At 42.5% G+C, this 26,362-nt stretch carries 23 protein-coding genes and 2 pseudogenes; 14 read left to right on the top strand and 11 right to left on the bottom strand.

Annotated elements, in window-relative coordinates:
- Genes tssJ through tssB form a run of 7 tightly spaced genes read right to left on the bottom strand, consistent with a single transcriptional unit; the run spans position 1 to position 7,144 of the window.
- Positions 1 to 561, bottom strand: coding sequence for a type VI secretion system lipoprotein TssJ (gene tssJ, locus C5469_RS18105; RefSeq protein ID WP_166309617.1), 561 nt, complete (start codon positions 559 to 561; stop codon positions 1 to 3).
- Entirely contained in the window at positions 561 to 1,847 is a 1,287-nt protein-coding gene (gene tagH / locus C5469_RS18110; protein ID WP_166309619.1) for a type VI secretion system-associated FHA domain protein TagH, read from the bottom strand. The genes tssJ and tagH overlap by 1 nt, the downstream gene beginning before the upstream one ends.
- A 6-nt stretch (positions 1,848 to 1,853) precedes the next feature.
- Entirely contained in the window at positions 1,854 to 2,903 is a 1,050-nt protein-coding gene (tssG, locus tag C5469_RS18115; RefSeq protein WP_166309621.1) for a type VI secretion system baseplate subunit TssG, read from the bottom strand.
- The gene (gene tssF / locus C5469_RS18120) at positions 2,867 to 4,696 is read right to left on the bottom strand and encodes a type VI secretion system baseplate subunit TssF (RefSeq protein ID WP_166309623.1); all 1,830 of its coding nucleotides are present in this window, start codon (positions 4,694 to 4,696) and stop codon (positions 2,867 to 2,869) included. Before tssF ends, tssG begins: the two co-directional genes overlap by 37 nt.
- 1 nt (position 4,697) lies before the next feature.
- A complete protein-coding gene (gene tssE, locus C5469_RS18125) occupies positions 4,698 to 5,138 on the bottom strand; it encodes a type VI secretion system baseplate subunit TssE (RefSeq protein WP_166309625.1) in 441 nt (146 codons plus the stop codon).
- 6 nt (positions 5,139 to 5,144) lie between these two features.
- The gene (gene tssC, locus C5469_RS18130) at positions 5,145 to 6,623 is read right to left on the bottom strand and encodes a type VI secretion system contractile sheath large subunit (protein WP_166309628.1); all 1,479 of its coding nucleotides are present in this window, start codon (positions 6,621 to 6,623) and stop codon (positions 5,145 to 5,147) included.
- Between the two features lie 23 nt (positions 6,624 to 6,646).
- Positions 6,647 to 7,144: a type VI secretion system contractile sheath small subunit gene (gene tssB / locus C5469_RS18135; RefSeq protein WP_036772378.1), complete on the bottom strand. Its 498-nt coding sequence runs from the start codon at positions 7,142 to 7,144 to the stop codon at positions 6,647 to 6,649.
- Between the two features lie 923 nt (positions 7,145 to 8,067).
- On the opposite strand from tssB, the gene C5469_RS18140 reads away from it, so the two are divergent.
- The 6 genes and pseudogenes from C5469_RS18140 (at position 8,068) to C5469_RS18165 (ending at position 14,957) form a co-directional block, all read left to right on the top strand.
- Entirely contained in the window at positions 8,068 to 8,586 is a 519-nt protein-coding gene (locus C5469_RS18140; protein ID WP_036772379.1) for an Hcp family type VI secretion system effector, read from the top strand.
- 676 nt (positions 8,587 to 9,262) lie between these two features.
- The gene (locus tag C5469_RS18145; RefSeq protein WP_166309630.1) at positions 9,263 to 10,105 is read left to right on the top strand and encodes a 23S rRNA (adenine(2030)-N(6))-methyltransferase RlmJ; all 843 of its coding nucleotides are present in this window, start codon (positions 9,263 to 9,265) and stop codon (positions 10,103 to 10,105) included.
- Positions 10,106 to 10,216: 111 nt separating this feature from the next.
- Positions 10,217 to 11,569 carry a glutathione-disulfide reductase gene (gene gorA / locus C5469_RS18150; protein WP_166309632.1) on the top strand — a complete coding sequence of 451 codons (1,353 nt, stop codon included), beginning with the start codon at positions 10,217 to 10,219 and terminating at the stop codon, positions 11,567 to 11,569.
- 165 nt (positions 11,570 to 11,734) lie between these two features.
- Complete coding sequence (locus C5469_RS18155) at positions 11,735 to 12,661, top strand: Rpn family recombination-promoting nuclease/putative transposase (protein ID WP_166309634.1); 927 nt, start codon at positions 11,735 to 11,737, stop codon at positions 12,659 to 12,661.
- 134 nt (positions 12,662 to 12,795) lie between these two features.
- Positions 12,796 to 13,182 (top strand): annotated as a pseudogene (locus C5469_RS18160) (hypothetical protein); the annotation flags it as partial.
- Positions 13,183 to 13,565: 383 nt separating this feature from the next.
- Complete coding sequence (locus C5469_RS18165; protein ID WP_166309636.1) at positions 13,566 to 14,957, top strand: amidohydrolase; 1,392 nt, start codon at positions 13,566 to 13,568, stop codon at positions 14,955 to 14,957.
- 106 nt (positions 14,958 to 15,063) lie between these two features.
- Here the strand turns inward: C5469_RS18165 and mobB are convergent, their stop codons facing one another.
- Positions 15,064 to 15,585 carry a molybdopterin-guanine dinucleotide biosynthesis protein MobB gene (gene mobB / locus C5469_RS18170; protein WP_166309638.1) on the bottom strand — a complete coding sequence of 174 codons (522 nt, stop codon included), beginning with the start codon at positions 15,583 to 15,585 and terminating at the stop codon, positions 15,064 to 15,066.
- Positions 15,582 to 16,172: a molybdenum cofactor guanylyltransferase MobA gene (gene mobA / locus C5469_RS18175; RefSeq protein ID WP_166309640.1), complete on the bottom strand. Its 591-nt coding sequence runs from the start codon at positions 16,170 to 16,172 to the stop codon at positions 15,582 to 15,584. Before mobA ends, mobB begins: the two co-directional genes overlap by 4 nt.
- Before the next feature lie 239 nt (positions 16,173 to 16,411).
- On the opposite strand from mobA, the pseudogene C5469_RS18180 reads away from it, so the two are divergent.
- The 5 genes and pseudogenes from C5469_RS18180 to spfP form a co-directional block, all read left to right on the top strand.
- Positions 16,412 to 16,549 (top strand): annotated as a pseudogene (locus C5469_RS18180) (DUF1040 family protein); the annotation flags it as partial.
- A 21-nt stretch (positions 16,550 to 16,570) separates the two neighbouring features.
- Positions 16,571 to 17,563 (top strand): serine/threonine protein kinase, encoded by a 993-nt coding sequence (locus C5469_RS18185; protein WP_166309644.1) that lies wholly within the window; start codon positions 16,571 to 16,573, stop codon positions 17,561 to 17,563.
- Positions 17,564 to 17,583: 20 nt separating this feature from the next.
- Positions 17,584 to 18,207 carry a thiol:disulfide interchange protein DsbA gene (gene dsbA / locus C5469_RS18190; RefSeq protein WP_166309646.1) on the top strand — a complete coding sequence of 208 codons (624 nt, stop codon included), beginning with the start codon at positions 17,584 to 17,586 and terminating at the stop codon, positions 18,205 to 18,207.
- 378 nt (positions 18,208 to 18,585) lie between these two features.
- Complete coding sequence (gene polA, locus C5469_RS18195) at positions 18,586 to 21,375, top strand: DNA polymerase I (RefSeq protein WP_166309648.1); 2,790 nt, start codon at positions 18,586 to 18,588, stop codon at positions 21,373 to 21,375.
- A gap of 726 nt (positions 21,376 to 22,101) precedes the next feature.
- Positions 22,102 to 22,149 carry a small protein SpfP gene (spfP, locus tag C5469_RS24705; RefSeq protein ID WP_438361642.1) on the top strand — a complete coding sequence of 16 codons (48 nt, stop codon included), beginning with the start codon at positions 22,102 to 22,104 and terminating at the stop codon, positions 22,147 to 22,149.
- Between the two features lie 79 nt (positions 22,150 to 22,228).
- On the opposite strand, the gene yihA is transcribed toward spfP, so the two are convergent.
- Positions 22,229 to 22,861, bottom strand: coding sequence for a ribosome biogenesis GTP-binding protein YihA/YsxC (gene yihA / locus C5469_RS18200; RefSeq protein ID WP_166309650.1), 633 nt, complete (start codon positions 22,859 to 22,861; stop codon positions 22,229 to 22,231).
- A 306-nt stretch (positions 22,862 to 23,167) separates the two neighbouring features.
- On the opposite strand from yihA, the gene ppiA reads away from it, so the two are divergent.
- The gene (gene ppiA / locus C5469_RS18205; RefSeq protein ID WP_036772934.1) at positions 23,168 to 23,737 is read left to right on the top strand and encodes a peptidylprolyl isomerase A; all 570 of its coding nucleotides are present in this window, start codon (positions 23,168 to 23,170) and stop codon (positions 23,735 to 23,737) included.
- Positions 23,738 to 23,852: 115 nt separating this feature from the next.
- Here the strand turns inward: ppiA and C5469_RS18210 are convergent, their stop codons facing one another.
- A complete protein-coding gene (locus C5469_RS18210) occupies positions 23,853 to 24,203 on the bottom strand; it encodes a YcgJ family protein (protein WP_166309652.1) in 351 nt (116 codons plus the stop codon).
- Positions 24,204 to 24,445: 242 nt separating this feature from the next.
- On the opposite strand from C5469_RS18210, the gene C5469_RS18215 reads away from it, so the two are divergent.
- Positions 24,446 to 25,021 carry an aminodeoxychorismate synthase component II gene (locus C5469_RS18215; protein ID WP_166309654.1) on the top strand — a complete coding sequence of 192 codons (576 nt, stop codon included), beginning with the start codon at positions 24,446 to 24,448 and terminating at the stop codon, positions 25,019 to 25,021.
- A gap of 123 nt (positions 25,022 to 25,144) precedes the next feature.
- Entirely contained in the window at positions 25,145 to 26,356 is a 1,212-nt protein-coding gene (gene argD, locus C5469_RS18220; protein ID WP_166309656.1) for a bifunctional acetylornithine/succinyldiaminopimelate transaminase, read from the top strand.
- Positions 26,357 to 26,362 lie beyond the last annotated feature (6 nt).

Raw genomic sequence — 26,362 nt, forward strand, 5'->3', positions numbered from 1 at the left:
TTATTGCTCCTCTTTTCTAAGTTCAACTTCGTTCGCTCTGATGTGCACTAGAATGTGGTATTGCTGTCCCGTGTCTTTCACACGGATAACTTTTTTCCATTCGGATTGATTGATATCGGCATAACGAACGATAACGCCAATGTAACGGCTCTTTTTTTCCAGCGGGATGACGGGTAGTGGTTTGTATTGCCCCGGCAATAAGGTGTAATCCTGATGGTCGATGTAATTTTTCCCCAACGCTTTATCCAGTTCGTCACTTTTAAGCTGGTCATAATCCGCGGCAAGCAAACGAGAATCTTCACTGAGATAAATTAGGTGCATTTCAACCGGAGTGGCTTCTCCATTTTTATTGGGGTTGATATCAGGCTCTGCTAGCAAAGTGATCGCTGCGGTGGAAGGTAAATCCGCAGGTTGACCGACAGGAGTCGATGGGTCCCAGACAACCTGTCCGACTTTCTTCGTTGCCTGCCATGTACTGCTGCAACCGCTTAACAACATCAGCGTTGCCAGCAATACAAGCCATATGCCGGACCATGAGGTATTACCACCGGAGCGCTTCATTACTGGGTATCCTCTAAACCTTGGCGTAGAGCGCGGTCATAAGCTTGTTCATAAACTTCACCAAACAGCTTTTCGAATCCCTGTTGACGGCTGGAAGCCAATTCGCGGTAGTAACTGGAGTACATTTCCCATGCCCAGGCGGCATCTTTTTCTTGGGTCTCATTACTGCGACGGTATTGGGCAAAACGGCTCAGTAGGTGTTCTGGTGAGAAAGCATCCAGCATCGTGTTCAATGCGGCAGTGATCGCAATCCGGTTAGCCTGATAGTGTAATTGCAGGTTATGCAGGCTTTCAGAGACGGCTGATGGCGCAGAAAGATGTACCGGGCTTTTTTGATCAGCGAACATCACTTGCATGGTGGTGTTGTAATCCATATTTAGCCGTAGCGGGTTATCTTCGATAGGACGTAGTTGTTTATCACGCAGACCATGCTGTGCACGCTGTAGTGCCAGTAAACCATCAATTGCCGCTTTCATGGTTTTACCCATTTCTTCCAGAAAGTCGTTGGCCTGCTGGCTGTTATGCAAAGGTAATTGTGTGTTCAATCCTCGCATCAGCGGCGTGATAGCAATATGCTGTTGCTCCATGTCCTGATATTGTTCACTTGAAGGTGAAGAGATACTCGGTAAATCAACAAAATCCCGATCCATAGCATTGCCTCTGTTATCTGAGAGGGGAGAGAAAAATAATGGTGCGCGGTAACGGCCTTGTTCTAGGCTTTGGTCTACTTCGTTACTTATTGGTGTCTGACTCAGTGTGGTCAGATTTTCGCTGTCGAGAACCTTAAGTGGGTCGTGGTTTAAATCATGGTTTATCGTTGGCGCCAGAGAATTACACTCTGTAAAAGCGTTATCCTGGACGGGAGTTTTTTCCATCATAGCGTCTAATGGATTGCTATAGCTGGAGACCAGTGATTCTGGTGACACCATCATTGGATCAATACGATCTGCGTCGGAAAAACTGATATGGCTTTTAATCACCAGCTTACCGACGGTAATTTCATCTGCTTGTTGCAGTCGGATCAGGCCGGCGCCGGAGGTTAGCGGTGACTTATTCACAAATAGAGGGCCGGCGATCATTTGCAGGCAAAATGCGCCATCACGCCACTGAATAGTAAATTGTGACGGATTGATATTGCCCTGCTGATCCTGAACTGACCAAAGGTGGCTTTCGCTGCTACCGACTGTGCCGCCTTGAATGGAGAACAAGCAACTGGCAGATTTACCGCTTTCCAGTTGATCGCTGTTGAGCACTCGTAATGAAAGGGTTGGTTGTTGTTTTTCCATAATTCTTTATCTGCCAACTGAAATTGTGATAAAGGGTTTCTTTTCCGGCTTGCCGAGAAAACTGGTCCACCCCAGGTTATTGTTTTGTTTCGTGCCAAGTACCATGCCGTCAGCCTGGTTTTCGGCCAGTCCAAGGCGTAGATCCCAGGCCAATTGATCACGTAGGACAAAACAGATAAACATCACCAGTGGTAGAAAATTCTTGCCATCCGGGAGAAATGACAGAAAGTGTTCACGAGAGAGGTTATTGATACATAACAGGAATTTACCGTTGCAACCTTTCACCCATGAACCGAGACAAAAGTTTCCCCCCAGCACTGATTGTTGAATTTTTTTCTGACCATTTATTTTCAGTATTCCACCCAAGCGGTTTTGTTGTGATGGAACGATAGCGACTTTTCTAATTTGCCAGCTATGTACCGTGACGTCCGATAGATCAAAGCAATGTGAGACCAGACTGGATATTACTTCCGGCGATCGACCGGGGCTGGCTAACAGACCGGCATAGGCTAGCATTTTGCTGTGATTGATCTGCAAGTGAGCGCGGTTCACATCACTGCCAAGCCCTACCAGCGCGAACATACGCTGAGAAAAATCATCCAGTCCGTTCTTGTCAAAACAGATGTAATAGCGATATTTCCGCCAGATTTGATGAAGCATGACGACTGAACGGTGGTTGAAAATATTCAAAAAGTCAGTCAGTCGGTTTTCGTCCTGAGCTTCTTCCCATGCCAACGAATCAAGGTAGTAGCCAGGCATAGGAGACTGGCTACCGTGTAATCCAAGAAAGGAGACTTTCACCTGAAAACGGCCTTGCTCGGTACGGTTCACAGAGACAACGTCTCTGGTTGGAAAAGCCAGACTTGCACTGGACTTGAAACGGATTGATTCTCGATCAGGGCGATTGGTTTGACCTGTTTTTTCCCACGCTACCGCCAATTGGTTGAGTAACTCAACCAATTGGTAAAAGTTATATTTTGATAAATCTGGCGCCAGATTATCTGGTGAGTTTTTATCCATTACATCAACGCGTGTTGACCTATCTGTTCCGGCCATTGATAGCATTCCTGATTATCTAAATTGATCACCTTCAATATGTGGAAGGAGTTGATGCTGGCATATAATGCAAAGAAGCGTGACAGTATGGTACTGAACAGATAGAGCTCACCTTCAGAGCTGAAAGCTTGTTGCCGGATATACAATGTTGATTCTAGTCCACGCACTGGAAGCCCTTTTAACAGGCGGTCTATTGGTTGAGTTTCAATCCGTTCAATCGCGTCTAGCCGTTTTTGTGATGACCGTGATGATTGTCGATTATGCCTGCTGGGGAGATCATAGGTCCTCAGTACCTGCTTTAGTGCATCTTTATCCAGCAATGTCATATAATTCAGCGACATATTGGAAAGGAGGGACCAGTGAAACTTACCGCTCATTAATGGATAAAGTGGAACCGATGGCCGGGTTATGTTGCGGAATGTTGCAAATGATGGACTGCCCAGTGACGGGAAATTAATGTCACCCACCCGTAGTTGCAGTGGCAGCTCACGGTTGGTACATGTCAGTCTGACAGAGACGTTTTCATTATTTAACAGAAGTTGGGATTCATCGCCACGGACAAAAGAGATATAGTGTTCAAGCCCTTTGCGGAAAGGGGATTCTTTGACTCTGATACGGAAATAGCGGGTATTGAGCTCACTTTCATGTTCGATTTGATGATGAAAACTTTCAAATGGTACATAAATCCGTTCACTACCTTTGGCGCGGTTGGGTGTGCCATCGGCATTGAGTAGCCAACTTTCCACTTTATCAATGGAGAAAATATCGTAACGATCGGGATGACTATAGCTAGCCCTCAATGGGTATTCAGCTTGGCTGTTATCTAATCGAATCGCTTCGCTATCCATTGGGAAAAGATTGATTGCCGGAACACAATGCAGTCGAAAAGTATCCTGACGAATTTTAATTTCTGGCGGGAGTGCCTCCGAGAAATAGAGATTCAGCGTGAAATCGCTGGCTTTAAGATCTGCGGGTAATTTAGGGAAACCGGTGACATCAAAAAACAGGAAACCTTCAGAAAAGCAGAAATACTCCTGCAAGATGCGATAACCCATGTAGGAGTTTTTTGGGTAAGGCAGCAGGGCATCTTCCCGATTAAAACCAACTGGAACGAAATCAAAATCTGGCAATGGAATTGTGATATCGCCTACGACGAGCTTTGCGTCTTCAAGGTAGTAACTGAGCCAGAAATAGAGCTGTGTACTGCTGTAGTCATCACCGCTCAGATAAAAACGTAACTTATCAAGTTGTAATTCCTGTAAGTTGAGTGCTGTCTTTGAGGTAAAATTCAAACCGATGACACCTTGTTCATTACTGTTATTGACAGAAATGTCTTGGATTGACATCGGGAACAGCCAGACATCGCGGCATAAAGTAAAAGTACAGCGGTTGTCTATCTCTGTTTTTTTCGGATCGGTATTATTTGAGTAAATATCATCGTCATCATCTGCCAGCGGATGGCTCTTGATTTGAACTCCGCGTTTAACTTGCGTGGCTTTTGTGACGACACTTTCATCGGGTGTGTACTGGATAATTGTCATGCTGGGTGTTGGCCGTAGATAATTTGGCCATAGCATGTGCAGTAATCCATGGGTCAGTTCAGGGAACTGATCATCAATTTTTGCTCGTAAGTTACCGGCAAGAAATGCGAATCCTTCCAGCAGGCGCTCAACATCTGGGTCAGAGCCTTGTTCAGACAGAAATGAAGCGAGATGAGGATGTTCAACTGCGGCTTCCCGTCCCAGTTGCCTTAGGTAATCCAATTCTTCTCTGAAGTATTTTTCAAGTGACATTTTATTGAGTCCGCTCTAGGCAATAGCGCCGGTTGTTATCCAATTGAATGTTAAATTCAACGACGTCGTGAATATCATCCAGGGATACCTGGGCACTGATGTGAAAACTCAACAGCAATGGGTCACTGTCATCATGGATTGCGCTGACAGAAACTGACGATATTCTTGGTTCATAATTTATGATGCAGTGCTCTATTGCCTGCTCAATACTCTGTTTAAAGTCAGTTGTAGTGGTTGTGGCATCATTGAGATCAATAACGCCGAGATCAACCGCACTCTGACAAGCACCCGGATGGGTATTGAGAACATTATTCAGGTGCCGTCTTATGGAGTTGAGCAGCTCACGCATTCTTGACTGACGGGAAGAACCGGAGTTCTTCCCCTGAATACGCTCAAACAAGCTGGCAGAGCCCTCTCTATTCCAACTGTACAGCGCAGCCATGACTGATTATTCCTTATCCAAACGTCCTACCAGTGACAATTCAAAGCTGGCACCCATGTATTTGAAATGAGGGCGAACTTGCATTGCCACCTGATACCAACCTGGATCTCCTTCTACATCCAAAACCTGAATTTGGGCGGAACGTAGAGGACGACGGCTACGGACATCTGTTGGTGGGTTTTCTTGATCGGCGATGTACTGTTTCAGCCATGTATTTAGTTCACGTTCCAGATCCTGACGCTCCTTCCAGGAACCAATTTGCTCGCGCTGCAATACTTTGATGTAGTGTGCAAGGCGGTTGATAATGAACATATATGGTAGTTGAGTACCCAATTTGTAGTTGGTTTCAGCCATTTTCCCTTCGCGGGTATTAGGGAACACTTTTGGCTTCTGAACTGAGTTGGCAGAGAAGAAGGCCGCATTGTCACTACCCTTACGCATCGTCAGGGTGATAAACCCTTCTTCCGCTAATTCGAATTCACGGCGATCAGTAATTAAAACTTCTGTTGGGATCTTGGCCTGGATTTGCCCCATGGCTTCGAACAGATGAACGGGTAGATCGCTGACAGTACCACCGCTTTGTGGGCCGATAATGTTCGGACACCAGCGATATTTGGCGAAGCTGTCAGTCAGGCAGGTTGCTAGCAGATAAGCGGTATTACCCCACAGGAAATGCTCGTGATCTTTGCTGACATCTTCTTGGTAGTTAAAGTTTTTAATTGGGTTTTCGATTGTTGAATATGGCAGACGTAACAGGAAGCGCGGTGTTGTTAGTCCGAGATAACGTGAATCTTCAGATTCGCGCAGTGCACGCCATTTGGTATGGGCTGGGCCTTCGAAAACGGATTTTAGATCTTTAATCGCTGGCAGTTCTGTAAAGCTGCTGATGCCAAAGAAATCAGGTGCAACGGAAGAGAGGAAGGGTGCGTGAGCCATCGCGCCAACCGCACTGACGTATTGCATCAGTTTGATATCAGGTGAGCTATTACTAAAGGCGTAGTTACCGATGACTGCTGCAACGGGTTCACCACCAAACTGACCATAACCTGTTGAGTAAACATGTTTATATAAGCCGGATTGGATGATTTCTGGAGAGAACTCAAAATCTTCCAGTAATTCTTCTTTGGTGGCATGGATGATATTGATCTTAATGTTTTCACGGAAATCCGTGCGATCAACCAATAACTTCAGTGAACGCCATGATGATTCCAGCTCTTGGAATTCTTTGGCGTGCATGATTTCATCTACCTGAGTGCTGAGCGTTTTATCAAGCTCCACAATCATTCTGTCAACCACAAGCTTGTTGATAGGTTCTTCGTTAGTGCCTGTATCTAAAATGCTGCTGATAAAAGCGGCAACACCTTGTTTTGCAATATGGTAGCCGTCATTTTCCGGAGTCATTCTTGCTTGAGACATGATTTCGTCTAGCAAAGAGGTGGTGGCTCCTAGGGCTAATGTTGTACTGCTCTCTTCATGCAAGGACATGTTAAAAACTCCTTTTTAGCCAATTACTTTTGGTTGACGATTTCAAGTTCTTTTAGAAGTTGTTCCCGAACTTTTTCATCACCCAGTAATTCCTGTAAACGGGTGCGGAATGCCGGAATATTGCCCAGTGGTCCTTTTAACGCGACAAGCGCTTCACGCAGTTCTAAAAGTTTATTTAATTCAGGAACTTTCTTCGCCACGTTATCGGGTGAGAAATCATTCAGTGATTTTATTTCTAAGTTAACTGGCAGGTCATCCCCACTATTATCATTGAGACGGTTAGGGACACTGAATGTTAGGTTGATATTTGCTTCATTCATCACGGCATTAAAGTTATTTTTGTGTACAGAAACAGCTTGCCGCTCTTCAATTGGCGTGTCTTCTTTTGTTCCTTTCAGATCACCAACAATAAGTAGATTAAGTGGTAATTCAATTTCAGCGACTTGATCGCCAGTATTCGGAACATACTTGATATTAATCCTTTCCTTTGGCGCTACACTACCTGGGCTATTTTTACTCATATTAAAATCCTTCGGGTAATACAATTAGGCAATTAGGAATTGTTTGGTAACAATATTGATGAGAGAGTTGCCCCTGATACCTACCTATATGTGACAGAGAACATAAAATTCCCCCCGGATAAAATAGCGGGGGATTCACTGCATTGAATTGGATAGTAAGTCGACTTTTATTAGCATATAGATAAAGACGAATTCAGAATATTCTTACTCATCGAGCAATAGCATCAATATAGACCGCTCTGCAAAGCAGAGTTTCGCATTTTGTTTTTTTATTGTAAAGCTAAAACATATGTAGATATACCTCTCTATTCAGACCTTTGATAATTTTATTAGATTTGGCAATAATTTACGATTTAGTGTTTTTTTTGATCATTTATAAATCCCACTATATAGGTAAGGGATATATCTATTTCTTTGTATTTATGGAAATTTAATGATTTTTTGTTTCATTGTGTAAAAAAGTGTTTCTAAGTGTATTTTCATTTACATCTTGGAGTTAATTTCGCATTGTAAATGTTATCTCCGTTATTAACCAAGTGATAAAGTTGAATTTTTTGATCTACTTATCATTTTCTAATTGACCAAAAAATAGTTTTAGTTTTATTTATTAAAATCATTATATTTCACATAGATATGTGATTTTTCCGCTGAGTGCAATTATTTATTTCAGTTAATTATTCTTAATATTTTATTTTTTTAAATTTTTATGTTGTATTGGTGTTAGTTTTAATATTTTTATTTGATTGTGATAGGTGCACTATTTTGCAATTTAGATTTTATTTTGAAATGAGCTGATTGGTATTTATTATTCATTTCAGTGTTCAATGTATTTATAAGTGATTTTTTCCAAGATGAAATAATCACTACTGAAAGTAATATGAACACTACGTTAATTTTGACACAATCTCTTAAAGGATATTTTCATGCCAACTCCATGTTATATTTCCATCGATGGAAAAACCCAGGGTAATATTACGGCTGGTTCATTCACTGCTGAATCAGTGGGTAATATTTTCGTTCAGGGGCACGAGGATGAAATGCTGGTTCAGGAATTTGATCACGTAGTTACTGTACCAACTGATCCTCAATCTGGTCAGCCTTCGGGTCAGCGTGCTCATAAACCATTCCGTTTTACAGTTGCATTAAATAAATCTGTTCCATTGCTTTATAATGCATTGGCTTCTGGTGAAATGCTGACAAAAGTAGAATTGAAATGGTATCGCACTTCTGTTGAAGGTAAACAAGAGCATTTCTTCACGACTCAGTTGGAAGATGCCACTATTATCGACATTGATTGCAAAATGCCACATTGTCAGGACCCAACAAAATCTGAATTTACTCAATTAGTTCGTGTTTCTCTGTCTTATCGTAAGATTACTTGGGAACATACAACTGCGGGTACTTCTGGTGCAGATGACTGGCGCGCACCTATTGTTGCCTGATAGGTAATATAATTATTCAGCCAATGGAGTGTTTCTCCATTGGCTGAAAATCTTAATTTTTATTTATTGAAATTGAAGATTGTTAATAACCTTCTTCAATTTTTTTTCAGCTTATTTCTTTATTTTCTTCTTTTTATTTTCTATTTTTTTTACATGTTTATTTAACGGAATTATTTAGTGAAATTATTTAACTGTTTCGTTAATACTTAGTCATATTTTCTTTTCTCAACTACTTTTTTTGTTCTTTTTTAGCTATTTTCTTGGTCATTAGTAGATGTCAACGTTTTTCAGTGTTTGTTTCAGACTGGCAACTTGCCGAGTATCATTCATAGAAATTTTCATATTTCAGTTGTTACTCAATACTTGTGTTTGATTGCACAACCTTTAGTTATTTATTTTTCATAAGAATTACTTATGATTGTTGGTAGGATGTAGGTAATATCATTTTTTTGAATGTCATATTTTTTCTGGGTTAAACTTTTAACTTATCCTAAATTATAACTAATCTGACAGGTTTTTGTTTTCGGGGTTTGAGATTCAGAGTTCTGCCATTTTTGTGGTTAATAGGGCTATAATGACGCCTTACCATCTGTCTCATCTACTGAGATGGGTTTTTAATTGTCAGATACTCCATCTGACAAGCAATCTCTATCTCTGCTCTGGGGTCTTAAACCTAATGCTTAGTTATCGCCATAGTTTTCATGCCGGTAATCATGCCGATGTACTGAAACATACTGTACAAAGCCTGATCATTGAATCGCTTAAAGAAAAGGAAAAACCTTTTCTCTATTTGGATACTCATGCTGGCGCGGGTCGCTATCAACTCAGCGGTGAATATGCTGAACGTACCGGTGAATATCTGGAAGGGGTTGCTCGCGTCTGGCAGCGTGAAGATTTACCGCAGGAGTTGAAAGTTTATATGAGCGCAGTAGCTGCGCTGAATCCGAGTGGCAACTTACGTTACTATCCGGGGTCGCCTTTCATTGCCCAACATTTGTTACGGCAGAATGATAAGCTCAATCTGACTGAATTGCATCCGAGTGACTTTCCTTTATTACGTAATGAATTCTCCCGTGATAACCGCTCCAAGGTTGTGCGTGAAGATGGTTATCAGCAATTAAAATCACAATTGCCCCCACAGAGCCGCCGCGGATTTATTCTTATTGATCCATCTTATGAACTGAAATCTGATTACCAGATGGTTGTTAAGGGAATTCAGGAAGGTTATAAACGTTTTGCAACGGGTGTTTATGCGTTGTGGTATCCGGTGGTATTACGCCAGCAGATTAAACGCTTGGTTAAAGATCTAGAAGCAACAGGCATTCGCCGTATTCTACAAATTGAGCTGGCTGTTCGTCCTGATAGTGATCAACGGGGGATGACTGCTTCTGGCATGATCGTGATTAATCCACCTTGGAAACTGGAACAGCAGATGAAATCGGTGTTGCCGTGGTTACATCAGGTTCTGGTTCCGGAAGGGATAGGTCACACTATGGTTAAATGGATTGCACCAGAATAGCTTTTAACAATGGCAGAAAGAGCCAGAACCATCACGACTACTTGATATTTTTTGCCATAATAGGCTTTCGGGTATTAACCCCCCTAAACTGATTAGATGGAAACAATCCAGATGAGCAAACATTACGACTATATAGCGATTGGTGGTGGCAGCGGCGGCATTGCATCAATTAACCGTGCGGCTATGTACGGACAAAAATGTGCCCTGATTGAAGCTAAGGCATTAGGTGGAACTTGCGTCAATGTGGGGTGTGTACCAAAGAAAGTGATGTGGCATGCAGCACAAATTGCTGAGTCTATTCACCAGTACGGGCCAGATTACGGCTTTGATACCACAGTTAACCACTTTAACTGGAAGACACTGATTGCCAGTCGTACTGCTTATATTGATCGTATTCACCAGTCTTATGAACGTGGTTTGGGTAACAATAAAGTTGATGTGATCCAAGGTTTCGCCCGTTTTGTTGATGCACATACTGTCGAAGTGAATGGTGAAGAAATCACCGCAGATCATATTTTGATTGCGACGGGTGGTCGTCCTATACGCCCTGATGTACCAGGTGCGGAATATGGTATTGATTCTGATGGTTTCTTTGAACTGACAGAGATGCCAAAACGGGTTGCAGTTGTTGGTGCGGGCTATATTGCGGTGGAAATTGCCGGCGTATTGCATGCACTTGGTAGTGAAACTCATCTGTTTGTGCGTCAACATGCGCCATTGCGCTCTTTTGACCCGATGGTTGTTGAAACACTATTGGAAATTATTAATACAGAAGGGCCTACTTTACATACTGAATCTGTGCCAAAAGCGGTGATTAAAAATGCAGATGGTAGTCTGACTTTGCAACTGCAAAATGGTAAAGAGCAGACAGTTGATACCTTGATCTGGGCTATTGGCCGTGAACCGGCAACAGATAATCTGGATCTGTCAGTAACTGGTATTGAATTGAATGGAAAAGGCTATATTAAGGTTGATAAATACCAGAATACCAATGTGAAAGGCATTTATGCTGTAGGTGACAATACGGGAGCGGTGGAGTTAACGCCTGTTGCAGTGGCTGCCGGTCGTCGCTTGTCTGAACGCTTGTTTAATAATAAGCCGGAAGAGCATTTGGATTACACTAATATTCCAACCGTCGTATTCAGTCATCCACCGATTGGAACTGTGGGGTTAACTGAGCCGCAGGCGAAAGAGCAATTTGGTGAAGATCAGGTGAAAACATATCAATCTTCTTTCACTGCGATGTATATCGCTGTCACTCAACATCGCCAACCATGCCGGATGAAACTAGTGTGTGTCGGACCGGAAGAGAAGATTGTTGGCATTCACGGTATCGGTTTTGGGATGGATGAAATGTTGCAAGGTTTCGCTGTTGCATTGAAGATGGGCGCAACTAAGAAAGATTTTGACAACACTGTGGCAATTCATCCAACTGCGGCGGAAGAGTTTGTCACGATGCGGTGATGTTGCCGAAAACTTGCCTTCATACCTTTCCCCCATGCTGAAAGATACTTTAAAGACCGGTTCATCCGGTCTTTAGATTATCAATCTCTCTTAAGGATAAGAGTGGGGGCTGCTTTCTTGCTTAATATTTCTTCAACATAAAAGAAAGTATGCTACCATTCATCTATGAAGAGAAAAAATACACCAACGCCACATGATGCTGTTTTTAAAAAGTTTTTAAGTCATGTGGATACTGCCAGGGACTTTCTGGAGATACACTTGCCGGTGGGATTACGGGCAGTTTGTGATCTTGGTACACTTCGGTTGGAACCAGAGTCGTTTATTGAGGATGATCTACGTGCGCATTATTCCGATATCCTATATTCGCTGAAAACGGCGCAGGGTGACGGTTATGTGTATTGCGTGATCGAACACCAGAGTTCTCCAGACAAGATGATGGCATTCCGGCTGATGCGATATAGTATTTCAGCAATGCAGCGACATCTGGAACAGGGACATAAAAAATTACCATTGGTTATCCCGATATTGTTCTATCATGGCAAAACACGGCCGTATCCATGGAGTACCAACTGGCTTGATTGCTTCAATGATCCGGCATTGGCAAAGGAAGTCTATTCCACTATGTTTCCCTTAGTGGATGTGACAGTGATCCCGGACGATGAAATCTTGACACACAAACGGATTGCGTTGTTGGAGATGGTACAAAAGCATATCCGACAGCGTGATATGGCAGAGCGGTTGCAAGAGCTGGTTGTGCTGCTAGCGTATGACTACTATACCGATGAGCAGTTGAAAAGCGTGTTAAACTACTTGTTACAGGCGGGAGATACCGCCGACCCAGAGGGGTTTATCCGGCGACTGGCAGAACAGTCCCCGAAGTATGAGGAGGTGCTGATGACAATAGCACAAAAACTGGAGCAGAAAGGGCGTCAAGAAGGGTGGCAAGAAGGGCGTCAAGAAGGGCGTCAAGAAGGGCGTCAAGAGGCGACTCTAAAAATCGCGCATGCATTGCTGGGTAGCGGAGTCGATCGTGAAACAGTGATGAAAACCACTGGCCTGAGCGAGAATGAGCTTGAGCAAATACGCCACTAATTTCGTGCTAGAGAGTCCCTATCGGTGTAGAGATGCATGCGTAAATGCATGCAATGCATAGAAATGGTACGTTATTTTGGTAAGTGCACAATCATAATTGTTCTGGCATTCGGTCCTTAAATAAAATTGAAGATTTGTTTGTTGTCACTATCGACACGGATAAGCAGCTAAAAAGCGTATATAACTACCTGTTATAGGCGGGAGATACCGCCTATCCAGAGGGTTTTATCCGGCGACTGGCAGAGCAGTCCCCGAAGTATGAGGAAGTACTGATGACAATAGCACAGAAACTGGAGCAGAAAGGGTTCCAAAGAGGACTCCAAGAAGGACTCCAAGAAGGACGTCTAGAAGGACGTTTAGAAGGGTACCAAGAGGCGACTCTAAAAATCGCGCATGCATTGCTAGGCAGTGGAGTTGATCGTGAAACAGTGATGAAAACCACTGGCTTGAGCCAAAACGGGCTTGAACAAATACACAGTCAATTCTCACTGAAAGTCTTTATCAAAAGGAGTTGTGTGTAAATGCGCACTGCATAGATTTAAGGGCTTGTTTGGCCAACTACGGTCGACATTAGAATAGAAGGTTTTATCAACTCCTATTACAAGCCGATGAAAATAATAATATGTTCGCCGGGTTATACTAAAAGCAGTATTTGGAGAATCTCCACAAAACTCTGTTACAAGCACCATCCTCTGTATTCATTTTCTGGAAAACCAGAATAAACGCTTCCTTATCCATATGACTCATCGAGCTTTCCATTGTTACACAGCAATTTTGTAAGAATGGGTTGTGATATTGTTGGAAACTTGTCTATATATATGTTTTAAATTCTGGAAAATATCCTTTCAAAACTCGCACTTGCCTGGCATTTTTTGAGGCGATTTTTTTAAGTAAGGAATTGAATGTGGAAAAACTTCAACATCAAAGCCGCAGGGATTTTCTTGGTCAAACAGGTAAACTTACCACCGCTTGTGCGGTCATCTCTCTAACAGGAGGGATCGCGCAGGCAATGCCGCCAGCCGCTTTATCTAGTACATCACAGGTGCAGACTACCCTTACTGATCGCCATTACTATTTGAGTGATGTGCTGTTGGAGGAGGGATTTGAGTATGAGGGCGATACTGTGATTGGCACTCGTACTGCGCTTTATACGTTGGAAATTAAAGATGGTCGGATAGCTGCTATTCATGCTGCTGGTACGCTGTTTAACATGAATCTGCTGTGCTATCAGGCACAAGGGAAGTTGCTGTTGCCCGCCTTTCGCGATATGCACATTCATTTGGATAAGACTTTCTACGGTGGTCCGTGGCAGGCACCGCGACTGAGCCAGGGTAAAACTATTATGGATATGATTACCCAGGAGCAAACGTTGATCCCCAAACTGCTACCCACTTCGCAGCAGCGGGCGGAGGGCCTAATTGCCCTACTGCAATCTAAGGGGAGCACAGTGGCGCGCAGCCATTGCAATATCGATCCAGTTAGTGGCTTGAAAAGTCTAGAACATTTGCAGTATGCGTTGGAGAACCATCGTGATGATTTCACTTGTGAGATCGTTGCCTTCCCGCAGCATGGTCTGTTGCATTCCAGAGTAGAAGAGTTAATGCGCGAGGCGATGCAAATGGGTGTGCAATACGTTGGTGGATTGGACCCGACTAACGTGGATGCAGCGATGGAGAAATCACTGGATACTATGTTCCAGATCGCGTTGGACAATAACGCTGGTGTAGACATTCATTTGCATGAGATCAGCCCGGCAGGTGTTGCTGCCATTAACTACATGATTGATATAGTGGAAAAAACGCCAAGTTTGCGTGGCAAGGTGACAATTAGTCATGCCTTCGCGTTGACCACTCTGGATGAAAGTGAGTTGATAGAAACTGCTTCTCGTTTAGCAGAGCAGCAAATCACTATTGCCTCTACAGTGCCGATCGGAAGCTTGATGATGCCATTGCCGCAACTCAGATCCAAAGGAGTATTTATTATGACCGGTACTGACAGTGTGATTGATCACTGGTCGCCATTCGGCACTGGTGACATGTTAGAAAAGGCTAATCTATACGCGCAGTTATACCGTGGTTCAGATGAATATCATCTTTCTCGTGCTATGGCTATTGCTACTGGTGGTGTGTTACCGCTTGACGATCGGGGCCAGCGTGTTTGGCCGCAGGCGGGTGATAAGGCTGAATTTGTTCTGGTAGCAGCCAGTTGTTCTGCTGAAGCGGTGGCGCGGTTACCAGTCCGTCAAGCAACATTCCATCAAGGACGTCTGGTGGCGGGTACGGTAGTCATGGCTTGAGCCTGAGAGGATGAAGTAAGCTGATAATTACTATGCAATGGTTGTTTTTGGTCTTCTGCCTGTGTTTTAGCGTACTGTTATGTTCCTTATCACAGGTGGAAACCATTTAACGTTCTATATTCAGCCACTTCACAATAAAATCAGCTACCTGTTCAGGTTGATTGATATTCAGTTGTGGCAGGGTTGTCTCTAATTTTTCATCACTGGCAACAGCAATCACATGTTGATCAAGAAGATCGTTTAATGGTCGGTTAATAATACGGCGGTATAACGCGATCTTATTAATTGGCTCATCTTTGAAGCCTTCTACTAAGATCAGATCCAGAGAATCTGAGTCAAAGCGGTTGGCAAGATAGCTCAAGTCCAATGCCCGCGAATCTGATATTTCTGTCATTAACGCCCAGCGTTGTTGGTTGGCGACCAGGGTTTGTTCTGCACCGGCCTTGCGCAGTTCATAACTGTCTTTGCCCGGTTTATCTACATCCATATCATGATGAGTGTGTTTTATCAGACCAACTCGAATTTGTTGTTGGCGTAATAATGGGATTACTTTCTTGAGAAGCGTGGTTTTTCCTGTACCGCTGTATGCTGTGATACCAAGTAGTGGAAGAGGTGGTTTTGCGCTCATTTTTTGATCTCCTGTATATGCTCCCAATTTTGGCATTCTTCCGGAGTATTCAGATTGGCAAAAGCAGCTGGATTATCAGCAAACTGAACGGTTACTGCCCCGATCTTATGCATAAATAACATCAGCTTACGATCACCATTAGTCAGATGATTTCCCAATTGGGATAACAAACTGCGGTGTAGTAAAGAGAGGGTAGGGTGAGGGCGGTTGCCATCATCTGCATAGGCTGCCAATGCGTGTTGCTTGCCTTGCCATAAGCGGGCGACTAAATCAGCCGGGAAATCCGGCACATCACAAGGAACAAATACCACCCAATCGTGACTGGCTGATTTCAATGTTGCTAACATTCCAGCTAATGGCCCAGAGAAATCTGGCGTTAGATCAGTGACAACCTGGTAACGACTTTGGTGGTAAATTTCCAGATTCCGGTTAGCGTTGATAATTAATTCATCTACCTGTGGGTGCAGCTTATTTGCAATATGTTGATACAGAGGTAGCCCATTTAAAAGAATGAGTCCTTTATCATTTCCGCCCATACGAGTCGCTCGACCACCTGCGAGGATCACACCACTTATTTTTGGTTGCATAATGTTTCTATCAATAATGCGCTTATTGCCACCAATATAACCTTTTTCGGATTGGTTATCTGAGTTTAACTTAGCGTTTTTAAAACGATCATTACTGTATAACTTACTGATAAAAGAGCGACCTTTACGCTTATTGACAGAGCAATTCTTTCTCTGGGGAGCTATCCCTGCTAATTTGTATAGGTTGTTTATAAGAAATTTGATATGCAATCTCGTCGGCTTAATGAAATCAATGAGCTTTGACCGATGATGTTTTGATTTATCACTTGAAAATGCGCGGTTTGGAGGCAACGGCAGAAATTCCGGGGCTAAAAAAAGATGATGAAGTAGATTTTAAAACCGCGTTATTGCATGCTCGTGGCATTATGACAGATTAATCAAAATCAAGAGAGTAGAGTGTGCTAACAAATCAGGCGGCTTTTAATTTCCGGGAATTAACACCGGATTTGATTATGGATGCATTGACGCAGACTGGATTATATATAGATTCCGGGCTGACAGAACTAAACAGTTATGAGAACCGTGTTTATCAATTTACAGATGAAGAGCGTAAACGTTATGTTGTGAAATTTTATCGGCCATTGCGCTGGGATCGGCCGCAGATTCAGGAAGAACATGATTTCTCCCTGGCACTACAACAGGCTGATTTACCGGTTGCGGCACCGTTGGTATTTGATCAACAAACTGTACTGATTTTTAAAGATTTCTTTTTTGCTGTTTTTCCAAGCATCGGTGGCCGCCAGTATGAATCCGATAATCTCTTTCAGTTAGAAGATGTAGGGCGTTTGCTGGGTAGAATTCATCAGATTGGCTACCAGCAAAAATTCATAACTCGCCCAACTATCGGGTTAAATGAGTATCTGTATCAGCCACGACATTTCTTGGCTGAATGTGAATTAGTTCCTTCGAAACAGAAAGTACAATTTTTAGCGATATTGGATGATCTGATAAACATCGTGGAATCAAATTGGCGTGAGGATTGGCAAATATTGAGGCTTCATGGTGACTGCCATCCGGGTAATATCCTGTGGCGTGACGAAGCCTGGTTTGTTGATCTTGATGATGCGCGTAATGGCCCCGCAATGCAGGATTTATGGATGTTGTTTCATGGTTCCCGTCAGGAACAGTTATTACAGTTAGATACTCTGCTGGAATCTTATAGTGAGTTTACGAATTTTGACCCAAGAGAGTTGTCATTAATAGAACCTCTGCGGGCTATGCGAATGGTCTATTATTTGGCATGGGTAGCTCGCCGTTGGCAGGACCCTGCTTTTCCCAAGGCATTTCCTTGGATGGCAGACACCGATTTTTGGTTAAAACAGACGTCACTTTTTTCTGAACAGATTAAGTTGTTACAGGAGCCTCCTTTGCAGCTTAGCCCAATGTATTAATGTTTATCATGGAGATAGTTATGAAAAAATTTTGGTTAGTTTTAGTAGGAATGGTAATGGCATTTAGTGCATCAGCTGTTAGTTTCACTGAAGGGACACAGTTTGTTGAATTAAAATCGCCGGTGGCAGATCAACCACAGGTTCTGGAATTCTTTTCTTTCTATTGCCCTCATTGTTATCAATTTGAAGAGATTTTTAAAGTTCCTCAGACTGTGAAACAGAATTTGCCGGCAGGAACAAAACTTGTCCGTTATCATGTGGATTTTTTAGGGCCATTGGGTAAAGAATTGACGACAGCTTGGGCAGTTGCAATGGCAATGGGTGTTGAAGATAAAGTGACTCTGGCACTGTTTGAGGGCCTTCAGAAAACTCATGCTATTAAAACTCCGAACGATATTCGCAATGCTTTTATCAACGTTGGGGTGACGGCTGAAGACTATGATGCGGCTATGAACAGTTTTGTTGTGAAATCCTTAGTTGTTAAGCAGCAAAAAGCTGCTCAGGATTTGCAACTGCGTGGTGTACCAGCAATGTTTGTTAACGGCAAATATATGGTGAGAAATAACGGTATCGATGCAACTTCTGATGATCATTATGCAAAATCATATTCAGACGTTGTTAACTTTTTGTTAAATAAGAAATAATGTTAACGACTGAAATAGAATAACATGGGTATGTGCCAAAGTGAGAAGCTTTGGCACAATGCAGGTTAGAAAGACTTTTTCATAAGACAAACTCTGGTTATATCCACAACTCCGTGATCTATAAGGTAATATGACAATTTAATGACTCAGGTTATAAGTCATTGATTTTTACACGCAGTTGATAAGTATTTTTTATCAACGATCAATATTAAAATAAAACCTATAATATCTATACACAAAGTTATCCACAGAATTTATAGCAAGATATGAATATCTGAATTTGTTCTCAGTAAAGAAAGTTCATACAAAATTCGTTTCCTGCTCCTTGCTGTGGCATCCTATTCTTTTACACCTGTAACAGATAAATGAAGAAGACTTATGGCTCAGATAGCAGACAATCCCCTGATTTTGGTTGATGGTTCCTCATACCTTTATCGTGCGTATCATGCTTTCCCTCCACTAACCAATAGTGCAGGTGAACCTACCGGAGCTATGTATGGCGTATTGAATATGCTGCGTAGTATGGTCATGCAATATAAACCGAGCCATGTAGCGGTGGTATTCGATGCCAAAGGTAAAACTTTTCGTGATGAATTGTTTGCTGAGTATAAGTCCCATCGTCCTCCTATGCCGGATGATTTGCGTGCGCAGATAGAACCGTTGCATCAGATGGTAGAAGCTATGGGATTACCATTGCTGGTGGTTCCGGGAGTAGAAGCTGATGATGTTATTGGGACTCTGGCGTTACAGGCGGAAAAAGAGGGCCGTGCGGTGCTTATTAGCACGGGTGATAAAGATATGGCGCAATTGGTAACACCGAATATCACGCTGATCAATACCATGAATAACACCATTCTGGGACCGGAAGAAGTCGTTGAGAAGTATGGTGTGCCGCCAGAATTGATTATCGATTTTCTGGCACTGATGGGGGACTCTTCAGACAATATTCCTGGTGTACCCGGCGTCGGGGAGAAAACTGCACTGGGATTACTGCAAGGGATTGGTGGCATGGATGATATTTTTGCCAATCTGGATAAAATTGCAGGGCTGAGTTTCCGGGGGGCAAAAACGCTGGCGAATAAGATGGAACAGTATAAAGATGTGGCTTATCTCTCTTATAAATTAGCAACAATTAAAACCGATGTTGAATTGGATAAAACCTGTGTTGCTCTATCAGTTGCAGAACCGGATACAGAGAAACTACATGAGCTGTTTTCCCGTTATGAATTCAAACGTTGGTTGAGTGATGTGGTAAATGGCGATTGGTTGGCAGTTAAAGGTAAAAAACCAGCATCGACTAGCAATGATGAATCATCTCCGACTGAGGATACATCTGTTTCGACCACACTCTCTACCGATAATTATCAAACTATTCTCAATCAGAAAAGCTTTGATGAGTGGATTGAGAAGCTTAAAAGAGCGCCGGTTTTCGCTTTTGATACTGAAACTGACAGCCTGGATACTTTGACAGCGAATCTGGTGGGTATATCATTTGCGATTACTGCCGGGGATGCGGCTTATCTGCCTCTGGGACATGACTATCTGGGTGCGCCAGAACAGCTTGACAGAGATGTGGTACTGGCAGCATTAAAACCGCTGCTTGAAGATAGCAACCTACTGAAAATCGGTCAAAATATTAAGTTTGATCGTGGTGTTCTGGTTCGCTATGGCATTGAACTGCAAGGTATTGCTTATGATACTATGCTGGAATCTTATGTGCTCAACAGCGTTGCAGGTATGGGCCGACATGATATGGATAGTCTGGCTGAACGTCATCTGAATCATAAGACCACGACTTTTGAGGAGATTGCTGGTAAAGGTAAAAATCAGCTCACTTTTAATCAGGTCCCGGTGGAACAGGCCGCAATGTATGCCGCCGAAGATGCAGATGTTACTTTGTTGCTACATCAGGCGATGTGGCCGCAATTGCAGCAAGCGCCGACGTTAGAAAAAGTATTCCTGAAAACAGAAATGCCACTGGTAATGGTACTTTCCCGTATGGAACGTACAGGCGTACTGATTGATTCAAATATTCTGGCTGAGCATTCAAAAGAGATTACTATTCGTTTGGATGAGTTGGAAAAAGAAGCACATGAATTGGCAGGTGAGGTTTTCAATCTGGCTTCGCCAAAACAGTTACAAGCGATATTATTTGAAAAATTACATTTGCCGGTAGTGAAGAAAACGCCAGGTGGTGCGCCATCTACTAATGAAGAGGTGCTAGAAGAGTTGGCGGATAACCATGCATTACCGAAAGTGATTTTAGAGCATCGTGGGTTGGCGAAACTGAAATCCACTTACACAGATAAATTGCCGCAGATGGTCCATCCGCTGACTAAACGGGTTCATACTTCCTATCATCAGGCGGTAACTGCAACCGGGCGTCTCTCTTCACGTGATCCTAATCTGCAAAATATTCCTGTCCGTAATGAAGAAGGCCGCCGCATTCGTCAGGCATTTGTGGCTCCTGAAGGTTATCGAATTATGGCTGCTGACTACTCTCAGATTGAACTACGGATTATGGCCCATTTGTCTCAGGATCAAGGATTATTGAAGGCTTTTGCCGAAGGGCAAGATATTCACCGGGCAACGGCGGCGGAAGTATTCGGTCTACCATTGGAGCAGGTAACTAGCGAGCAGCGTCGTAGTGCTAAAGCGATTAACTTTGGTTTGATTTACGGTATGAGTGCATTTGGTCTTTCCCGCCAGTTGGGTATTCCGCGAGGCGAAGCTCAGCGCTATATGGATCTCTATTTTGAGCGTTATCCGGGTGTATTGGCGTATATGGAGCGTACCCGTGAACAGGCAGAAGAACAGGGTTATGTTGAAACGCTAGATGGTCGTCGTCTTTATTTGGCAGATATCAAATCTCGCAATGGTATGCGTCGTAAGGCAGCAGAGCGTGAAGCCATTAACGCGCCAATGCAGGGGACGGCGGCGGATATCATCAAAAAAGCAATGATTGCGGTGGATAACTGGATTATGAGTGAAGAGCCAAAAGTTCGTATGATCATGCAGGTTCACGATGAGCTGGTATTTGAGGTTCATGAATCAGAACTTGAAAATGCGGAACAGAAAATTCGTGAATTGATGGAGAAGAGTTTGGTTCTTGATGTTCCTTTGAAAGTAGACGTGGGTATCGGTGACAACTGGGATCAGGCACACTAATATGCCAGCTTAATAAGCGATAGGCTGAGCCGAGGTATTTGGTTCAGCCTTTTTTAATTTGTTCATAATAAACAACAGTGTTCAATAGTTCTGTTAATCATAGTGACTATGTGCGCTGGTATCCCCGCCTCCCCAAGCGACTCTCTTGCCATCTCATACTGATAGAAGGCGGCATATCGGGAACGGTTGATGGTGTATTTCTGTATCGAAAATAACCACCCGGTCTGTAATAGTGCGGAAATATGATAGGACACCCTGAATTAATATGCTTATTCTGAAAGCCTGCAAATTTCGACTGGAATCCACAGATATTCCATATTTTGGAATATTTTTTGTACATTATTCATTGTTTCATTAACAACGGTGAAAAATGGCTTCAGCTGTAGATGAAACAGGGCAATTTCCATTTTTTCATTACGTAATATTACTCGTTAGGTGTATGTATGGGTAATGTAAAGTCGTCATTAGATGGGATGTGTATTGGTGTTTCTGTAAACTAAATATAACTAATGTAATGATTTTTGTACTTGCAAGATGTAGGCCATTGTGTCGTTCGATACATATTAGATCCAGATCGCATAAATATGTAATTAAACTACAATTAATGGCGGTAAAAGAATCAAAAACCTAAGCTGAATCGAGATAATCATTGAAAATAAATTACAAAAAAGCTTTTTCTGAGAAATAAAATAGGGTAGAGTTGTCGGCGTAGGGTACAGAGGTAAGATGTTCTATCTTTCAGACCTTTTACTTCACGTAATCGGATTTAGCTGAATATTAGCTGCCCCAGTCAATTTTGACTGGGGCGTTTTTTTATCTGCATTTAATTATATTAGGATAAGGAAAGGTTGGATTAGATGTCACTTTCAATCTGAACAGCTGCTTGGTTGAACCATATGTCTAGTTTATGCTGTAACTTATCAATCCCGATCTTTTTCAAGGCAGAGAAGTATTCCACCTGAATATCCCCATTAAGATTTGCCAATTCTCCACGTATTTTAATCAACTGGCTCTTACGGGCGCTGGATGTCAATTTATCGGCTTTAGTCAGCAGCACCATGATCGGTACATTCATTGTCACCGCCCATTGGATCATCTGTTGATCAAGATCTTTCAGTGGGTGACGGATATCCATCAACACGACGAGTCCAAGTAGACATTCACGTTTTTGCAGGTATTCACCCAGTGCTTTTTGCCATTTACGCTTTATCTCTTCTGGTACTTCAGCATAACCATAACCTGGCAAATCAACCAAGCGAATGCCTTCCTCGACTTCAAATAAATTGATCAGTTGAGTACGGCCTGGTGTTTTACTGGTACGAGCGAGGCTTTTTTGTTTCGTCAGGGCATTCAGAGCGCTGGATTTACCTGCATTCGAGCGACCGGCAAACGCGACTTCAATGCCCACATCCTGAGGCAAATGGCGAATATCAGGTGCGCTCGTGATAAAACGGGTCATATGATAGTTGTAGTTTTTGATGGTCAAAATGATTATCTCCCTGAGAAATGCGCTGAATATATGGCAAAGAGGATTATACCGATAGCCGCTGCTTGTTGACAGAATTAAAAATAATGACATATTTCTGGCGGACTGAGTTAAACCCGCTATTTTGCCGTCAGTGACTGCTCTATTTGGGAAATAAAATCTGACCTATTGTGAGAAGATTAATTCTTATCTAAAGCACCATCCGATTGATAGCGTAAATGTAAGTAAATATTGAGCACGATGCTGAGGAGATTATTAGAATTGATTCAGCTTGTGTTGTTGACCTTAATAGTATAGGAACCCAGAATGTTTAAACGTATTTTAGTGACGCTTGTAACTGCATGTTCTCTGAGCGCAATGGCACCTCTGGCTTTGGCTGCGGGTGAAACTCATGTAAAGCTGACGACAACAGAGGGTAATATTGAACTGGAATTAAATAGTCAGAAAGCACCGATTACAACAAAAAACTTTATTGAATACGTTAATGAGGGTTATTACAACAATACAATTTTCCATCGGGTGATCCCAGGATTTATGGTTCAGGGTGGCGGTTTTACCAAAGACTTGCAGCAGAAAGCGACGAAAGCACCAATTAAAAATGAGGCAGATAATAAGCTGCGTAATTTACGTGGAACTATCTCTATGGCGCGTACCGCCGATAAAGACAGTGCCACTAGCCAATTCTTTATCAATGTAGCGGATAATGCTTTTCTTGATCATGGTCAGCGTGATTTTGGTTATGCAGTATTTGGTAAGGTCGTAAAAGGTATGGACGTTGTAGATAAAATTTCTCAGGTGAAGACTGAAAATGTTGGTCCATATCAGAATGTACCAGTTAAACCCGTGGTTATCCTATCTGCTGAAATTATCCCCTGATTTTTTTCTGAGACATGAACTATTACGGTGGTTGCGGCAGTTTTTAGTCTTTTGGTTAACTTACATCTGATTAAAAATGTGGCCTTCATTGAATGAATGAAGGCCGGTTTCGCCATTATTCATACATCTTTTGGGTAAATTCTTTATTCACTTCGGTTCGTGGAAAATATCTATCTTTGTAGCACTTCTTCTCTTTACTCTCACAGTGTACGCTGTTACTTAAAGTGAAGGATGAAAAGTCAATATTTTTCCCATCACCAAACTCTTTTTTCAGGTGCTCTGCTGCTTTTTTCCCTAAATATCTTTCGGTTAATTTTAGCGATACACTTTGTTGATCAGCGCAATATTTTCCTTTTTTATCACAAATAACTCCTTTTTCCGGGAAGAAGATGTTGGCATTTTTAGTAACAGCCAGCGTGGGGAAGGACAGCAAAAGAAGAGATGCTATAATCAGTTTTGTCTTCATAACAGTTACCTTTACTTATGGAATATCAAAATAGAGCATATATTTTGTAGGTGCGAGGGTAAGTTGATTGAGGAAAAGATAGCCATTAATTTTGTTGTGCTATGCTACAAATATTGATGTGCTATGATAGCCGCCCCGTTGTCGTTAGGCCGTTTTACCTGAAAATCATGTTGTTCATGATAAATAAATTGCAGGAGTGGCAGGACAGCAAATACAGCGATAAATGAGTAGGATAGTCTCCTATGTTATTAATAATAGATAACTACGATTCTTTTACATATAACTTATATCAATACTTTTGTGAATTGGGAACAGATGTTTTAGTTAAGCGCAATGATGAATTACTGCTTGAGGATATTGAGAGATTGGCTCCCACTCATCTTGTTATTTCCCCAGGCCCCTGTACGCCAAATGAAGCAGGAATTTCTTTGACTGTGATTTCGCATTTTGCGGGGCAGTTGCCGATTTTGGGGGTTTGCCTTGGACATCAGGCAATTGGACAAGCATTTGGTGCCAGTGTAGTAAAAGCCAGAGAAGTCATGCATGGGAAAACTTCTGCTATTCATCATAATCAGCAAGGTGTGTTTAAAGGTCTTAATCGGCCATTAACGGTTACCCGTTACCATTCATTGGTGATTGCTGCGGAAACATTACCTGCTTCATTTGAGGTTACTGCATGGAGCCAGCATGACGGCAATGTAGATGAAATCATGGGAATTCGTCACCGCACGTTGCCTCTGGAAGGTGTGCAGTTCCATCCAGAAAGCATTCTCAGCGAGCAAGGGCATCAGCTACTGAGAAACTTCCTTAGATATTAACCAGATACCAATAATTTCTTCATTTATTCATCTTTTTCATTGGCCCATCTTTGATTTTTCATGCGTATTTTGTGATTATATTTTCACTTTTAAATAATGTATATATAAAAATCGGGTGGGAAAATGACAGAATATGCCGCAGTAAATAGAAATACCTACGATCAAGTCATGTTGCCAATCTATTCACCGGCACAGTTTATACCGGTGAAAGGGCAAGGTAGTCGTGTATGGGATCAACAAGGGAAGGAATACATTGATTTTGCGGGTGGTATTGCTGTTATGGCTTTGGGACATTGTCACCCTGAGTTGGTTGATGTTTTGAAGCAGCAAGGGGAGAAACTTTGGCATATCAGTAATATTTTCACCAATGAACCGGCTTTAATACTGGCGCAGAAATTAATTGATGCTACGTTTGCTGAACGGGTATTTTTTGCTAATTCAGGTGCAGAAGCGAATGAAGCTGCATTTAAACTGGCTCGTCACTATGCAATTACCCGTCACAGCCCATATAAAACCAAAATTATTGCGTTCCATCAGGGATTTCATGGTCGTACCCTTTTTACTGTCTCTGTTGGTGGTCAGCCAAAATATGCTGATGGTTTTGGGCCAAAACCCGCAGATATTATTCATGTGCCTTTTAATGACTTAGAGGCGGTAAAGGCAGTCATGGATGACCATACTTGTGCTGTTGTATTGGAACCTGTTCAGGGAGAAGGGGGAGTAACTCCTGCAACATCTGCGTTTATTCATGGGGTGCGTGAGCTTTGTGATAAGCATCAGGTGCTGCTGGTGTTTGACGAAGTACAAAGTGGGATGGGACGTACCGGCAAACTGTTTTCTTATATGTATTATGATGTTGCACCGGATATTATCACCACAGCGAAAGCACTAGGAAATGGTTTTCCTGTCAGTGCTATGCTGACCACCGCGAATATTGCCTCAGTTATGGTGCCGGGAACTCACGGTACGACTTACGGTGGTAATCCGCTGGCTTGTGCAGTTGCAAATGTTGCGTTTGATATTATTAATACACCAGAGGTTCTGGATGGGGTTGAAAAACGTCACAATTTAATTGTGAATTTTTTGAACGGTATTAATCAGCAATATTCCGTATTTGGTGAGATCCGTGGAAAAGGATTACTGATTGGTGCGGAACTAAAAGGGCAGTATCTGGGGAAATCTAAAGATATCCTGCAACTGGCTGCTGAAAATGGGTTGATGTTACTGAGTGCTGGCAGTGATGTACTGCGTTTCACACCTTCGTTGATTATCAATGAAGAAGAGATTGCCCAGGGAATGGAACGGTTGGAAAAGACGATTAGCCAGTTGGTATAACGAGTA

Origin of the sequence: Photorhabdus cinerea (genome assembly GCF_011189575.1) — a bacterium.
Classification (GTDB): domain Bacteria; phylum Pseudomonadota; class Gammaproteobacteria; order Enterobacterales; family Enterobacteriaceae; genus Photorhabdus; species Photorhabdus cinerea.

Coding starts and splice junctions, on each gene's coding strand:
- tssJ (WP_166309617.1), bottom strand. CDS start 561: ATGAAGCGCTCCGGTGGTAATACCTCATGGTCCGGCATATGGCTTGTA.
- tagH (WP_166309619.1), bottom strand. CDS start 1,847: ATGGAAAAACAACAACCAACCCTTTCATTACGAGTGCTCAACAGCGAT.
- tssG (WP_166309621.1), bottom strand. CDS start 2,903: ATGGCCGGAACAGATAGGTCAACACGCGTTGATGTAATGGATAAAAAC.
- tssF (WP_166309623.1), bottom strand. CDS start 4,696: ATGTCACTTGAAAAATACTTCAGAGAAGAATTGGATTACCTAAGGCAA.
- tssE (WP_166309625.1), bottom strand. CDS start 5,138: ATGGCTGCGCTGTACAGTTGGAATAGAGAGGGCTCTGCCAGCTTGTTT.
- tssC (WP_166309628.1), bottom strand. CDS start 6,623: ATGTCCTTGCATGAAGAGAGCAGTACAACATTAGCCCTAGGAGCCACC.
- tssB (WP_036772378.1), bottom strand. CDS start 7,144: ATGAGTAAAAATAGCCCAGGTAGTGTAGCGCCAAAGGAAAGGATTAAT.
- C5469_RS18140 (WP_036772379.1), top strand. CDS start 8,068: ATGCCAACTCCATGTTATATTTCCATCGATGGAAAAACCCAGGGTAAT.
- C5469_RS18145 (WP_166309630.1), top strand. CDS start 9,263: ATGCTTAGTTATCGCCATAGTTTTCATGCCGGTAATCATGCCGATGTA.
- gorA (WP_166309632.1), top strand. CDS start 10,217: ATGAGCAAACATTACGACTATATAGCGATTGGTGGTGGCAGCGGCGGC.
- C5469_RS18155 (WP_166309634.1), top strand. CDS start 11,735: ATGAAGAGAAAAAATACACCAACGCCACATGATGCTGTTTTTAAAAAG.
- mobB (WP_166309638.1), bottom strand. CDS start 15,585: ATGAGCGCAAAACCACCTCTTCCACTACTTGGTATCACAGCATACAGC.
- mobA (WP_166309640.1), bottom strand. CDS start 16,172: ATGCAACCAAAAATAAGTGGTGTGATCCTCGCAGGTGGTCGAGCGACT.
- dsbA (WP_166309646.1), top strand. CDS start 17,584: ATGAAAAAATTTTGGTTAGTTTTAGTAGGAATGGTAATGGCATTTAGT.
- polA (WP_166309648.1), top strand. CDS start 18,586: ATGGCTCAGATAGCAGACAATCCCCTGATTTTGGTTGATGGTTCCTCA.
- ppiA (WP_036772934.1), top strand. CDS start 23,168: ATGTTTAAACGTATTTTAGTGACGCTTGTAACTGCATGTTCTCTGAGC.
- C5469_RS18210 (WP_166309652.1), bottom strand. CDS start 24,203: ATGAAGACAAAACTGATTATAGCATCTCTTCTTTTGCTGTCCTTCCCC.
- C5469_RS18215 (WP_166309654.1), top strand. CDS start 24,446: ATGTTATTAATAATAGATAACTACGATTCTTTTACATATAACTTATAT.
- argD (WP_166309656.1), top strand. CDS start 25,145: ATGACAGAATATGCCGCAGTAAATAGAAATACCTACGATCAAGTCATG.